The organism is Prevotella amnii CRIS 21A-A, from assembly GCF_000177355.1.
In the GTDB taxonomy this organism is placed as follows: Bacteria; Bacteroidota; Bacteroidia; order Bacteroidales; family Bacteroidaceae; genus Prevotella; species Prevotella amnii.
This window is the reverse complement of record NZ_ADFQ01000034.1, coordinates 1-14,554: the sequence shown is the minus strand read 5'-3', so window position 1 is coordinate 14,554 and position 14,554 is coordinate 1. Positions and strand designations below refer to the sequence as shown.

General features: G+C 41.4%; 13 protein-coding genes. 7 read left to right on the top strand and 6 right to left on the bottom strand.

Annotated features, from left to right (window positions below):
- Positions 1-243 precede the first annotated feature (243 nt).
- Positions 244-546, top strand: coding sequence for a helix-turn-helix domain-containing protein (locus tag HMPREF9018_RS03555; RefSeq protein WP_008448228.1), 303 nt, complete (start codon positions 244-246; stop codon positions 544-546).
- Between the two features lie 12 nt (positions 547-558).
- Entirely contained in the window at positions 559-849 is a 291-nt protein-coding gene (locus HMPREF9018_RS03550) for a helix-turn-helix domain-containing protein (RefSeq protein WP_008448240.1), read from the top strand.
- 146 nt (positions 850-995) lie between these two features.
- On the opposite strand, the gene HMPREF9018_RS03545 is transcribed toward HMPREF9018_RS03550, so the two are convergent.
- Positions 996-1,298 carry an exonuclease domain-containing protein gene (locus HMPREF9018_RS03545; RefSeq protein ID WP_394330070.1) on the bottom strand — a complete coding sequence of 101 codons (303 nt, stop codon included), beginning with the start codon at positions 1,296-1,298 and terminating at the stop codon, positions 996-998.
- A gap of 286 nt (positions 1,299-1,584) precedes the next feature.
- Between HMPREF9018_RS03545 and HMPREF9018_RS03540 the strand changes: the two genes are divergently transcribed.
- From HMPREF9018_RS03540 to HMPREF9018_RS03520, 5 genes are read left to right on the top strand one after another with little or no spacing between them, the layout of a single operon-like run.
- A complete protein-coding gene (locus HMPREF9018_RS03540) occupies positions 1,585-2,883 on the top strand; it encodes an AAA family ATPase (RefSeq protein ID WP_008448242.1) in 1,299 nt (432 codons plus the stop codon).
- Positions 2,884-2,887: 4 nt separating this feature from the next.
- The gene (locus tag HMPREF9018_RS03535; RefSeq protein WP_008448227.1) at positions 2,888-3,490 is read left to right on the top strand and encodes an RloB family protein; all 603 of its coding nucleotides are present in this window, start codon (positions 2,888-2,890) and stop codon (positions 3,488-3,490) included.
- A gap of 23 nt (positions 3,491-3,513) precedes the next feature.
- Positions 3,514-4,455 carry a nucleotidyltransferase family protein gene (locus HMPREF9018_RS03530; RefSeq protein ID WP_008448232.1) on the top strand — a complete coding sequence of 314 codons (942 nt, stop codon included), beginning with the start codon at positions 3,514-3,516 and terminating at the stop codon, positions 4,453-4,455.
- Between the two features lie 11 nt (positions 4,456-4,466).
- On the top strand, positions 4,467-6,119 hold the full coding sequence (locus tag HMPREF9018_RS03525) for a ThiF family adenylyltransferase (RefSeq protein WP_008448234.1): 1,653 nt from the start codon (positions 4,467-4,469) through the stop codon (positions 6,117-6,119).
- A complete protein-coding gene (locus tag HMPREF9018_RS03520; RefSeq protein ID WP_008448230.1) occupies positions 6,116-7,384 on the top strand; it encodes a DUF6602 domain-containing protein in 1,269 nt (422 codons plus the stop codon). The genes HMPREF9018_RS03525 and HMPREF9018_RS03520 overlap by 4 nt, the downstream gene beginning before the upstream one ends.
- A gap of 154 nt (positions 7,385-7,538) precedes the next feature.
- On the opposite strand, the gene HMPREF9018_RS11425 is transcribed toward HMPREF9018_RS03520, so the two are convergent.
- From HMPREF9018_RS11425 to HMPREF9018_RS03500, 5 genes are all read right to left on the bottom strand, one after another.
- Complete coding sequence (locus tag HMPREF9018_RS11425; protein ID WP_316909019.1) at positions 7,539-7,691, bottom strand: hypothetical protein; 153 nt, start codon at positions 7,689-7,691, stop codon at positions 7,539-7,541.
- Positions 7,692-7,772: 81 nt separating this feature from the next.
- Positions 7,773-11,534, bottom strand: a complete 3,762-nt coding sequence (locus HMPREF9018_RS03515; protein ID WP_008448238.1) for an Eco57I restriction-modification methylase domain-containing protein — start codon at positions 11,532-11,534, stop codon at positions 7,773-7,775.
- Positions 11,535-11,540: 6 nt separating this feature from the next.
- Entirely contained in the window at positions 11,541-12,557 is a 1,017-nt protein-coding gene (locus HMPREF9018_RS03510) for a hypothetical protein (RefSeq protein WP_008448236.1), read from the bottom strand.
- Between the two features lie 154 nt (positions 12,558-12,711).
- Positions 12,712-13,653, bottom strand: a complete 942-nt coding sequence (locus HMPREF9018_RS03505; RefSeq protein WP_008448231.1) for an IS30 family transposase — start codon at positions 13,651-13,653, stop codon at positions 12,712-12,714.
- 302 nt (positions 13,654-13,955) lie between these two features.
- On the bottom strand, positions 13,956-14,554 hold a 599-nt coding region (locus tag HMPREF9018_RS03500), incomplete at its 5' end, for a site-specific integrase (RefSeq protein WP_008448225.1).

Below are 14,554 nucleotides of genomic sequence, written 5' to 3'. Positions count from 1 at the left end.
GAAAACTTATGCCAAATGGTAGGTTGTATCTTTAATTCTATTGGCAGTGAAAGAAGAAAAGTGGGTGTTTCAGTGTTGATAACGACAAGAAATGAGTAAGAAATTTTCATCGTGTTTCCTTTGTTTTCCCTGCTGTTCCTTAGTGCTTTGAGCATAAGGAAACTATCCCTACTTTTGCATCGTGCTGGGGCGCAAAACGCTGCAACACAAGAAAACAGTAACAACAAACAAAACAATAGAAGTATGGGGTATTTAATAATTACATACCAGAACTGGCAGAAACTAAGGGACGAGATATTAAGTCTTGCCGACTGCTGCCACAAGGCATTTGGAGAGAAGTGCAAGCATACCGACTGGCTGCACAATGGTGATGTGTGCCAGCTGCTTAACATCAGTAAGCGCACATTGCAGCATTACCGTGACACGGGTGTGCTGCCGTTTACACAAATCGGGCATAAGTGCTACTACAAGCGTGAGGACGTGGAGCGGTTACTCCAAAGCAAATCGGAGAAATCAAAAACGGACAAATCCAAGAATAACAAATAAGACGAGAGAACTATGGAACAAGTAAGAGATTTGAACATGGAGGCAGACGATATGCAGGTGGTGCTGTCCGCACTAAAAGGGGTAAGCAAGCGGATTAAGGAAGTGGCACAGACACACAAACCGCTATTTGGTGGCGAGCATTTTCTCACAGGCAAGGAGGTGTGCGAACGGCTGTATATCAGTCCTCGAACATTACAGGATTATCGGGATAAGGGGATTATACCCTATACACAGCTTGCAGGGAAGATACTCTATAAGGCTTCGGACTTGGAGAAGTTACTGGAAGAGTATTACAAGATATAACAACAAAAACACCTAACGGAACATAGCCTGTTAGGTGTTTTTTGCTTTAATCTTTCCTAATATTCTTATAATATATTTACTTCTATTTATCAAGAATAGACAACAAATCTAAGCTTTTGGAAGTAAAATGCAACTTGTAAAGTATATTATAACTTTCCATAACAAAAACTCATTCCCCTTACATTTGCAAAATTACCATCTTTTATCTCTTGCAAAAATAGCTGAGCACACATTTCTGCATCATCGCCAGCACGGTGATGTGTGCCATACGATATAGAAAAATGGTCGCATAGATAGTCGAGCGAATTATAACCGAAATCATAGATATGTCGGGCGGCACGGAGCGAATAGTAATAATCAATGTCAGGACAAGGTAGATGGTGTAGTTGTAAGGTATGGCGAATACAGCTCATTTCAAAGGTTGCATTGTGGACTACAAGATATAATATTTTTCAATACACTGATATTTAATATATTACAGCAATATAAAAGCAAACAACTTTCAATTTAGTATCATTTTAGCACCACTATTTAACCACTGCGATAATCCAAACAACGAAACAAATACTATCATAGAATTGGGAATGGGTTTGGCTTGAATTTGCTTCTAAAAACGCGCATAAAACTTGTTTTATATCTAAATTTTGTATTTTTTCTACGAAAATACAAATTATAATTTGATATATGAGATTTTATTTGTATCTTCGCACCGTGTAATAGATAAACTCAACGAATATGATAGCAGAATTCACCATTGAAAATTTTTTCTCAATAAAGTCTCCACAAAAGATAAGTTTTGAGCCTTCGTCAGATACTTTTATGTCTGATGAATATTCGTATGAAGTTAAGGACGGGGTAAAGTTACTAAAAGTAGGCATCATATATGGTGCTAACGCTTCCGGCAAAACCAACATCTTGAATGCTGTTGAATTTTTCAGGATGCTTGTGCTTAGGATGCCCAAAGACCGAAACGAGAAAACTGAGGTTGTTCCTTTCATGCTGGATGATACATCAAGGAATGAAAAGACTAAGATGTCAATGGTATTCTATATTGGTCAGTCGAAGTATATCCTTACTTTTGAATTGGATGCAAAATATATCCATTCCGAGACGCTGATTGTTTATGATTCTATCCGACCTACCAAATTGTATAGCCGCAGTTATGATGCAGCAACCGATTCCACGACAATAGATTTCGGCGTAAATCTGAAAATGACAAAGAAAAGTCAAGATGTGATTTCCGGCAACACTATTAATAATAGCAGTGTGCTTGCCGCATTTGGTAAAAGCAACGTGGAGCGGACTAAACTGAATGATGTGTACGATTATTTCGCCAAACAGGTGAAAGAGGTACTCGCACCGGGTATGTTGCTTTCGGGCTATGTCAAGTCACGATTGGACAAAGACGAATCGGGTGACTTAAAGAAGTTTATCCTAAACTTCCTGAAAGCCTCTGACTTCAACATAGAAGATGTTGCATTACACGAGGAGGAGAAATTGATTACCCCAGAACTGGAGCAACTGATTCAGAATGCCCCTATTGGCGATGAAGCAAAAGCCGATATGCTTAGAAAGGGGAAAATCACAAATACCGAATTGACATTCAAACATAAAGCTGGCGATAAACTTTATGATTTGTCGGAAGAATACGAATCCAACGGTACAATGAGGTTTTTAGGTATGGCTGTGATTCTGAATTTCTTGCTAAAGACCAATCGGTTTGTTCCGATTGACGAAGTCGAAACAAGCATCCACTACGAGCTGTTGGCTTATTTTATAAAGGTCTTTTTGGCGAATAGTGAAGGAACATCGCAGATGCTGCTTACAACTCACGACATCAACCTTCTTAATGAAAATTTCATTCGTCGTGACACAATATGGTTTACCGACAAAGACGAACTTGGCGAAACCAAAATAGTGCGTTTGTCTTCTTTGGGGCTACATAAGAATCTCTCTCCATATAATGCCTATAAACAAGGTAAATTAGTAAAACTGCCGTTCCTTGGCAGTCAGTATATCAATTTAAACGACTGACAATATGGGACAAACAGTAACAAAAAGTATTGCCATCATAGGCGAAGGAGAGACCGAATGGTTCTATTTCGACTCTTTGAGGGTAGCGTGTCGCTATCCTTTCAAGGTTGCGCCTGATTTTCCACAGCATAGTGACATCAAGCATATCCTAAAACTGGTAGAATCCTACTTGAACAAGCAATATGATTTCATCGTATGTCTGTTTGATATGGATAGACTATTTCAGTTTCCATCTGAAATGCAGTTGTATCAGCGGGCAAAGAAGAAATATGCTGCAAAGAGATATGCCGGAAGGGTGATGTTTGTAGAAACGAATCCTTGCACGGAATTTTGGTTCTTGCTTCATTTTCTGCCAAATGTGATTTATCGGCGATACGAGAGTTATGAACAACTGCTTCCTGAATTGCAGAAGTATATGCCTGGCTACGAGAAGACAAAACGGTATTTCATACGCACCAACCTCTACAAATACTTGACTGAGAATGGCGATTTGGAACGAGCGATGTTAAATTCTGAAAAGTTGTGCCAACTCTGCAAAGAATCGCCAGAGGATTTGAAGGCGTATTCAGAGGTACATGGAGTGATTAAGTTGCTAAATAATATGTAAACAAATATAAATTTAAGAAAGATATGAGCTTTGACAAGAACAAACATTTGAGAGAAGTATTAGAGACACACAAGATGTGCCATGTTCAGGATTTCGTGGATAAGGTAAAAAAACGCAGGGAGGAGGTTAAGACTAAAATGCACGACAAATATGGCAGCGACAAATATCCATCGTTTTGCTCCGGTAGTTTTGCTAAGCATACCGCCACAAATGTGAAATTCGACCTTGATTTGGTGGAGCCATTCAAACATAATGCTTTCAAAACGTTACAAAAGATGTTTGATAGCGTATATGATTTCCTTGCAGAAGAGTATAAAGATACAAATGTAACCATTCGCAAACAAAAGGTTTCCATTGGCGTAAGCTTCCCTATTGAAGAAGGGGATGATAAACCCGTTGAACTTGATGTGGTGCCAGGTAGGGAGCTAAGTGATGATAACTATTGTGATTCACAAGATTTGAACCTATGTTTTAATGCAGACCATTGGGGATTTAAGAAGGGAACTAGCCAGAAAACTAATATTCATAAACAGATTTCGCATATTGAGGGAAAGTCGAGCGAGCGTCAGATTATCCGCCTACTTAAAATATGGAAAAAACAAAAGGATAAGAAATACAAATCGTTCGTTATAGAGCTGGCTGTAATAAAAGCCCTTGATGGCTATGATGGTGATAATTGTCTTTGGCCAAAATTAAAATTCACAATGGAGTATCTACGCGACCACATAGCAGAAAGTTGTTTTCATCTTTATGATCCAGGTAACACTAATAACGATGTTATAGCGGCAATGCAGGACTATGATAGACAATCGTTTAAATCGGATATGGAAAGTATGCTCAACAATATAGATAGTAATCCTGATGTGTACCTGCCTTACTACTTTAAAGTAAACGAAAAATATAGCGGATATAAAGAGAAGGATGCGGGTACAGCTTACCCTACAAGTACAAAACGATTCGGATAGTATAGAATATGATGACGGCAGATAAAATAAAGGAATTGATAGGTACACTTTCTGGAGTTATCCTTGTTGATGATTTTACCATCGATGAGGCTGGCTTGTTGAAAGGTCGTATTGCTGTGGCTACAGGCCAAGACAATACATATTTGGAATGGAATGTAGAAATCAGCCCTACCTACCCGTTTAAAGTTATGGGCCGTGAACCTATCTATTTTCAAAATAAGAATCTGCTATACTATCCGCATATTATGCAGGGTGGAAATCTTTGTATGCATCCTGCAGAATATGAGAATGCTGAAAGTCAGTTTGTGAACGATTTGAAACAACTTAAAGAATGGATAGATAAATACTATGTAAAGGAAGAAAAGGATGTCCATTATGAGCATCTGGTGGTGAACCATTGTCCAATCCATAAGAAGTATTATACTTTTTGCTTTGCAGAAATTCAAGAGGACTTTGCTGAAGGTGACTATGGAATTGTACACTATGCGACGTTGCCAACAGGTCAAAAAAATGACTGTCAAGTCTCCAACTATGTGGTACAAAGGTTTGTGTCGTACCTGAAGACGAAGAAGGTATTGCCATGTAAGATTAGCAAGTCCTACCAAGAATTAAGGTCGTTTGCTGGCGTATATTGCCTACTGAGCGACACCCCATCGGTTTGTAACAAGTTTATTGTTGAGGAGTACGATTCTATCAAGGGGCTATTTTCGCAGAGTCAGAAGAACTATATTCATAGTTTTGTGGTATCGCATAGAGACAAGTATGATTTCTTCCCGTTGTTCTGTGGATATAGAATTCCCGAAGGTGGCGTTCACTGGCAGGCAATGATTCTCTTCATGGATGACCTGCCGATAGAACCTGTGCGGGTGGGCACTGGTAAAAATAGGCTTTGGTTCACTGATTTTAGGCAAGGGCAAATCCAATGGGCAGAAACCGTGGATATTTCCTATAAGTATTTCTTTGGGCGTGGAGCTATGCCAGAAGAACTGGCTAACAAAAAAATGCTGATTATGGGTGTCGGGGCTATAGGAAGTATTTTGGCTGAAACTCTAACAAGATGTGGTGCGAAAAACCTGACTCTATATGACATAGACAATAAGGAACCTGGTAATGTTTGCCGGTCTGCATATCCTTTTTATACAGGTATAATTGAGAAAACCTTGGATATAACAAATTTACTGACGCAAATTTCGCCTCATGTTGAATGTTCCAGTTTGAAGTCTATTGCTGACTTAGTGATAAAAACATATGTGGCAGGGCATGAAGACAAAAGTGCTCTTGCAGAGTTCTTTGATGAGTTTGATGTGATATTTGATTGTACTACGGATAATCAGTTAATGAGGGTAATGGATTCCGTGGGTACGAAAGCTCTGCTGGTTAATCTATCTATAACAAATCATGCACAGGATTTGATATGTGCCTTTTCGCCCAATGTGCCAGAAACAGTTTTGTTGATATATGGCTTGCTTAAGCGTGATACGGAAACTGATATGTATAATCCCACAGGGTGTTGGAATCCCACATTTAAGGCTTCATATAACGACATAGAATGCAAAGTACAGATCGCCTTGAAACATATTATCAAGATGTTGAGCAGGCTAGAACCCTTAAGTAATTTTTATATAACAGAAGATGACTTGAATTTAAGAATAAACAAGTTATGAAGTATTATTTGGCGAGTAATGATTTATATATAAAGATACAAACCTCTGTGTTCAACCAAATACAGTTGCAGGCAGAGGGCGAATATCCCAATGAAAACGGAGGAATGCTCGCAGGACGATATTCTGCAAATAGGCATACGGTATATATAGAGCAGGTCGTTGTGCCTGTGGAGAAATTGACAGGCAGGACAACGTTTAAGCGTAACGCCAAGGGGCTGGAAAAAGTATGGGAACAATTAGCCAAGGATGGGTTGCGATATGTAGGCGAATGGCATAGCCATCCCAATGGCTCCACACAATATAGTAGTACTGACTTGGCGACTATGATAGATATTGAGAAGGAAGTGACCATTGCGAATCCGTTGCTACTGATAGTTGGTGTGAGAAGCGATGGGATTAGTTCCCATACCTTTTATTGTTACAAGAATAATGAATTACTGGAATACAAGAAGATGGTAGATTTAAAAGAATTATTTCATGGTTTGCAAGAACAGATGCAGACCAGCCTGAATGTAAACAGGACGTTTATCGCACACCCTAGCAGTAAGGGTGATGCAACTGAGCATCATTGGATAAATTTTTTACGCACATACCTTCCAGACAGATACAAGATGGATAAGGCTATTGTGATAGATTCAACAGGCAATGTTAGTGAGCAGATGGACATTGTCATCTATGATGCCATTTATACACCTTTCATTTTCAAGCAAGATGATTTTATGTATATACCAGCAGAAAGTGTGTATGCTGTGTTTGAGGTGAAGCAGGATGTTAAAGGACATATAGAATACGCTGCACTGAAAGTTGAGAGTGTACGTAAACTTAAAAGAACTAGTATTGGCATGGTAGCATCAGGAAGGAATACAATTGCCAGACCATTAACTAAGATAATTGGCGGAATTTTAACTACGACAAGTTCCTACATTGGAAACGATACAGTGAAAAAGCAGCTTAAGGAACTGGCGGGATTACAGACATTAGATTTAGGATGCTTCTGTGATACGGGTAGCTTTTATGTTGATTACAACGAAACAGTTCCCGAAGGAATAAATCCAACCAACAATGTTAACGATAATCGCAGATATATTGAACAAGTGTATAATAGCCGCGAAATAAATGAGATTAAGTTTAGCGACAAAGATGTGTCTTTATTTACATTCTTTCTTCAGCTTGTGAGCTATTTAAAGTCTATTGGTACTGTCCCCGCGATAGATATTAATGCATATCTGAAAGCCATTCATGCAGAAATTGACGAAGATATTTAAGAGTAGATGCAATAGATTTCGTGAACTATCGCATAATTGCTCCTCGTTTCAATTTTACTCTTAATTTTTCACATAGGTTTTATCATGAATTTGATGAAGGTATAATCAAGGTGGTTATGTCGTTATATAAAATACGGAAACCATCTTGATTAGATTATTCTTTTGAAGCAAGTACCTCTCGTATATGCTGTTGGTTTTTATCATCAATGCCAAATAGTTCATACAACTGTGCATTTACATCTCCATTGTAATCAATAATACCATTGGCACCTGAGTAATCCAATAAATCCGGAACTTTCTTTGCCAACGAGGTTAGGGATTCATCAGTAAGCAAGAAGGCGAAACGGATTATCTCACTTGTAGCATATCTAAAGAAGTTCTTGGCTTCTTACTCTGTTGCGAATGTTTTCAGTGCTACACGAGAACGACCGAATGCGCTATGATTATCTACGATAGCGATTTGATTGCTACGTTTTTGTCCTCCGGCATTGGCGCTTGATACGATGACTTTCCACCTGTTCAAATGTTCAAGTCCGGTTGTAATAACGTCTTTACTAGCCACATACCAACGTGCTCTTCCACTCTTACCAGCTTTATCATTGGTGAAAAGTTTGATTTCTAATTCTGGGTCAAAATAATCACCTTCGTTATATTCTCTTACAAGTGTTGGATTTCGTTCCACAAAATCGCTTTCTATAGAAAATAATTTCTGAGATAAGACTGACTCGTGTAAAGTGTTGTATTTTCCTATGATGACATCTAAACAAGAAACTATTTCATTATCAAGAGGATTCAATGGAAATAAATCTTCTTTTGGATTATCAGCATAAACTGTTATATCTTTTCCGTTTTTAGAATAGATGTATTTAAAACCATTACTTTCTTTATGTGTGTCTTTCATCACAATGGATAAGCCATCAGCAATACCGACTTCTTTGAACACATCTGTTGAATCCGGAAAGAATTTCAACAAACACAAGTGAGGGTCATTTATTTGCGACAAACCAAACTGTTCCAATCCTTTCCCTGAGCGATGAATCCACCTCGCACCGGGATAGATGAGTGAAGTATATCTTCCTAGTCTATCGCTTATTGTCTGAAAATATTGGAAGATACTTGAACTTCGTTTTTGTCCATTTGCAGTTTCCTTTTGTGCAACAACCTCCTGATACGGTGGATTACCTACTATTGCATTTATTTTCACGTCTTTTCCTACTAAGTTATGAACTTTCTTGATGAAAAGTTCGGGTTGATTCTTGATTTTGTTGATTAAGTCTTCTGGTGCCCACATATTCACAGAGCCTTTGCGGAAACCCATAAGGGTGCGCCGGGTAATGGCTTTGGCCATCGGTGTTTTGCAGATGACAAAAATACTCTCGCTTACCACTTTGTCCCAAATGGCAAGGTGCTCATCAAGGGTCTGAGGCGAGAACATCGCATCCTTGCAAACACGGCGGTAGAGGTTGTAGGCGAGGTAGAGAGGATAAAGACCCGACTTGGAGTTTATCTCTAAGAGGTGGCTTCCAGGGGCGAATACCTCGTCGGTTACTTTGTGGTGCTCAACATAGCGCAGCTCGGTGATAGTTTCGCTGAAATCCTCGTTGAAAAAAGTATAACCGCCAAGTGTATCACTCATGTGCATGTTCACCACACGCCACGGAGTCAATACTGTTTCCTTGTCGGGATTGCGGAAGGTGGAGAATATGTCGGTGATACGCTCGATGCGTTCCTCGATGGTCAGGCGGTCGGCAGCGCGAGCCATGGCACGGATGCGCTTGCCTGCGGCGGCGAAGATGTCCGGGTCGTAGTAGCGTTTGAACTTGTTGAACGTGGTTTTGGTTACGCCACGTGGCATAAATTCTTCCCACGACTGAGGGTCGACGAGTGAAGTGAAGTTCTCGATTGTCAACTGTTCATCCTCGTTCTCAATCCTTGCACCGTAGATAAGCAGGGGCATACGGATTGAGATGCCGCGAAGGATAGAGACGGCATCTTCTTTCAGCTTTTTCTTTTTCTTCAATTCTTCGAGGCGAACCTTCTCTTCATCGGTCAGTTCCTTTTTCTTCTTCTTTTCGAGTTTTTCCTTCTCCTCGTATTCCTCATTGGTCAGACCTTGGGCATTGATATCAATGTTACCGCTGTTGCCAATAGCCTTGGTCTGTCCGATAATGCCTTTAAGCTCTTTGAAGTCCTTGACAGCCACTTCATCAAGTTTCAGCAGTTCGTCGGTGTAGAGATAGCCATCTTCAAAGCCGTTGCGCACAACACGCTCCACATAGACTTTCTTTAACTGCTCCATCATCTTGTTGGCATCGTAAGGCTTCATCATGCTGCCCTCCATACCGATTACGGGGCAGAAATTGAGGAAGTCACCGAGAGCCTCACGTTGCGCATCGGTGGTCTTTCCAGCTTTGTGAGAAACACGCGGCACAGAGGCAAGCACTTGCAGTGTACGGTCGGGCGCAAAGTCGAACACATAGCAGTCTTCCTTGACAAGCCCGTTTATAGAATAGGGTGTCTGAACACGGAAGATGGTCTGCATATAAGCGGATGCGGCTGTATTAAATGAGCCTAAGAGCATCAACACCCCCATCCATTGAGGGACACTCACGCCTGTGGTCAGTCTGCCACAAGAGAGTGTTATTGTGCCATGCTGCGCTTCGGAGATAGCTTTATTTACCTTTTTGAGAGCTTCTTCACGGTCTTCTTCCTCATCACCGTCACCCGCCACATTTACAATGTCGAAGTTGCCGAACACCGGATGCTCCTTGAGCATGGCCGAGAGAGCCTTTGCCGCTTTCAAGCCCGGTACCATCCATAAGGTATGGCAGAAGATGTTACGGTATTTGGCATTGGCAAATGGGTACATACTTTCTGGGTCTTCTTTGGTAAGAAGATTGAGAAAACGGAATACATCGGCATGATGCAAAAACTCTCCGTTGTCATTAGTTCGGAAGAACTCTTTGAAATTGAAGGCTATGTCCTCATCGGCAAAGTCGCACAACAGCCTGCCAAGGTCGTAAGTATAGATGTTCATTCGGGGCAATCCTGCGTATGGATTGGGGTCGCCGAAATGATTTTGATCCCATTCCTGCTTAGCTTGTTGCTCCATGGTGTAGTCCCACGTAAACATTTCCTCCTCGGTGGCATCGTCCATAAGGTTGAACGGAGTGCCGGAGAGCTGGAGAATTTTGGTGGAATTCTTTGTTAGTTCGGCAATCACTGCCTTGCCGAGTGCGGTCTGAGTGCCTTCATGGGCTTCGTCAATAATGATGTAGTCCCACGGAGTAGAGAAAATATCATCGTTCTTGTCAAACTTACCGCCAACAGTCTCAGATCCACGAAGGTCTTGCATCGAAGCGAAGAAAACATATCTCAAACCCTCACGCTTGTGGCGGCTTTCAAGACTGGCGAAAGAAGAACCGTGATTTTTCGAGCCATAGGCATAGCCGGGACTGTCGTAGAAAATTTTGTCAAAGTCCTCAAACCATCCGGCATCGACCACAGGGCGGTGAGTGAGTATAAGGGTACGGGAGAATTGCATCTCCTTGGCGACTTGGAGAGCTGAGAGTGTCTTACCGAAACGCATCTTGGCGTTCCAGAGCATACGGCGGCTTTTGTCTCCTGCCTTCTTGTAGAGTTTGACTGTCTTGGTTATAGCCTTTGTCTGTTCGGGACGAAATTCGATAGGCGACCGTCCGATGCTTATTTCGCAGGGATTGAGCGATTCGCGTCCCTCTTTTATGGCAGCGATGGCTCGTTTGGCGGTTTCAAGATCAGTGATAAACCACTCCTTGCCGCCTTTGTCGATATTATGAAACTCCTTACGCTGAATACCGCTGCGCTTCAATACCTCATGCACATCCTTGTCGTTGAAACCTATAGTCCGTGAGCCTTTACGGTAGCTGGCAGATTCGGTATAAAGTAGTTCGTAGGCAATTCCGGCGGTGGCTGTATATTGGTCGATGCGGTTACGGGCTGCTTTGTTGAGCACATTACTGTTAGGTGCAATGGAGGTGATGTCCACCTCGTCTGGGTCAACATCCATAGTAGCCTCACCTATTTTGAGGCAGTCTCGATGTGCGTTGTCGTTGATGCGGAACACATAAATTAGCTTGGGTTTCAGTTCTTCAAAATACTTGGTTTTCATGGGCAGTCACTTTATGAGGTCGATGAATCTGATTCGCTTTCCCTTTTTGCCCGTTACCTTGTCGTTGGCACGCCAGTCCTTGATGATGCAGTAAGTTCCGTTATGTTTACGGATGTTGTTTTTAATACAACCTTCGCATTGATTGACCTCTTCCTTCTCGCCAAACAGGTCTGGAACGACAGTACGACGTTCTCCGCAACTGTTCGGTACGACACCTTTCAACCCGTCCATCTGCCACACATTCCATGAAATGATATAGGCGATGTAGTTGACGGATTTCAGCTGCGGGTCTTTTCCGAACTTGTTACAGTAATACTCGATGAAAGAAAAGAGAAGGGCTTCACGGGCGAGCAGAAGATTGTCACCCTGCCATTCGTAGGCATAGATACTCTTGTAGGCATCCTGTACGGCTTCCAGCCATTCGCCGGAAGTAGCCGTATTCTCACTGACGACACGGAGCTTCCTATCAAGCAGACCGATACGTTGTTCCACCGGAATAAACTCTCCGGTAGTGGTGTCATAACGGCTCACAAGATAGGGTGCTTCGCCACAAGTGATTTCCATACGGTTATCACGCACATAATCTTTCCATGTCTTGCCTTCAGGAAAGGTTATCCTCTCCTCATTGACTTGCCATGTGTTTGTGCCGTCGTCTGTGGTTATCTCCTTGTTGAACACATCCTTTCTGCCAAACCAAGCCTCGTCGATCAAGTTGTTCTGCGCATTGCAAATCCATGACGGTGTGAACACTTCCGCCATTTCCCGGGAGCGTGCTGTTTGTGTGTCATGGCTTTTGAAGACACGTGGCATGATGACATGCCCGTTATCTCCGGTAATAAGATGAGGGAGAATAGGTGAATCATATTGATACTCCTTACCAAGATGTTCATAGTCGAAAGTTGCCCAAAAGATATTGTGCTGAATATCCTCCTTACTCATTGTATGGTCTTTAAGCAGGATATTCAGCAATTCGGGCGAAAGAAGAAAGATACTATCTTCCAATATATCAACTTCAACAGGCATATTTACCTCTGGTTATTATTATCTCTTGATAAGAGATATAGTTTACCTTGCAAAGATACGCATAATATTTCAAATATTACGTTAAATCCTCACTTATAATGGTATACAACAGATGATTTTTGTGAATTCGCAGAGTCAACCCGCAAGTGCAAAATTATAAAACGTATTTGAAGAATTCACACTTTGGAGTAGAAAAGTTTAATTTTTCTCTCGGTCTTTCGTTCAATTTCTTTTGTATCGACATAATTCTCTTGTCTGTATAATGTTCAAACGAATCCTTTTTCGGTATATATTGTCTGATTAGTTTATTTGTATTTTCAATAGCTCCCTTTTGCCAAGAACAATATGGATCAGCGAAGTACACGGGCACGCCTAAGAACTTGGTAATGTCCTTATGTGCTGCCAATTCAGGTCCGTTGTCTGTTGTCATGGTCTTCAGCCTGTCCTTGTATGGTAGCAGCAGTTTCCTAACTACCTTTGCCAGAGGCTTTGACAGCTTTCCAAATGGCAGTTTCTGCATAAGTAGCATATTGGTGGATTTCTTCACCAGTGTGAGTATGGCATGCTGGTCAGGGTCTACGATTAAGTCCATCTCAAAATCTCCGAATCTCTTCCCGTCAACCTCCTTACTTCTTTCATGGATACTCAACCTGTCTTTAATTGGAAGATGTCTGCCCTTGGGACGATTCCTGTATTTCATCTTATGTCTTGTGTGTTTGGCAAGTTCCCCTGTTGTATCATTATGGATGATATTATAAATGGATTGGTGGGACACCTTTATCCCCTCACTCTTGCGCAGATAACCTAATATTTGTCGTGGAGACCACTGGTCATTGGTGATATATTCCTTAATCCTCCAGACTAATTCGTCGGAGAGCCTGGCGTTCTTTACCGTTCTCTTTCTGCGCTGCATAGCCATATCGTGCGCCTTTGTCCAAATATACTTTCCCGATGACGTACTGTTGCGTTTGATTTCACGTGAGAGTGTTGACTGACTGATGCCGACGATTGTAGCAATCTCTTTTCTCCCTGTTTTCTTTTGGAGTAAGGCGAAAATTTGCGACCTTTGCTCCGAGGTTAATTGATGATATTTCACAATACAGAGTTAATTAATCTTGGGGAGACAGAGGTCTCCCTTTCTTTTTATTTGTATTGCTGGTTGTTTCTTTTTCCTCGCCGAGAGATGCAGACAACCTCTCGCTACGCTTCGAGAACGTCTGCATCTCTCGACGAGGGCTACTCTTTTATTGCACTTCGTTTTGTAACTTGCAATTTGGTTTTATAAATCTGCCATATCTTGCATTTATAGTGCTAATTATCAGTGTTTATTTATTTGGGATAACTCTCTTATCAAGAGATTCGTTTTTTCGCTCAACACACTTCACCATAAATTCCCGCTCAAAAATCTTTCAGAATAAGATTGTTTGCTTTATCCACCAAGCTTGTGTCAAGTGATGCAAGATAGATGTGCGTGGTTTCTTCCGAATCGTGTCCCATACCCTCACTGATGACTGAAAGAGGGATATTTTTGCTCTTGGCAACACTCGCCCAACAATGGCGAGCCACGTGCATAGTGAGCGGTATGTGTAACCCAGCCAGCTTTGCGACTTCCTTCAATACCACATTGATGCGGCAGATGGCATTACGGTATTGTGTCCGTTCATCGGAATACGGATTGGTGATTATCGGCAGGAGATAATGGGTAGCGGTATTCGTTCCATACTTGGCGATTATGTCTTCCATACATTTCTCCCACTTGATGGTAAGTTGCTGCCCGGTCTTTCTTCTCCGATATGTGATAGTTCCATTCTTCAAGTCCAACTTTTTCAGATAAGCCATGTCTATGAACGACATACCACGGGTGTAGAACGAGAAGAGAAACATATCTCTTGCATACTCCAGATCTATCACATAGTTGTCTGCCTCCCGAAATGCCTCTACTATTCCGCTGCTATTTAGTTGCAAGGCGTTAAACTCCACAAGTATATATCCATCAG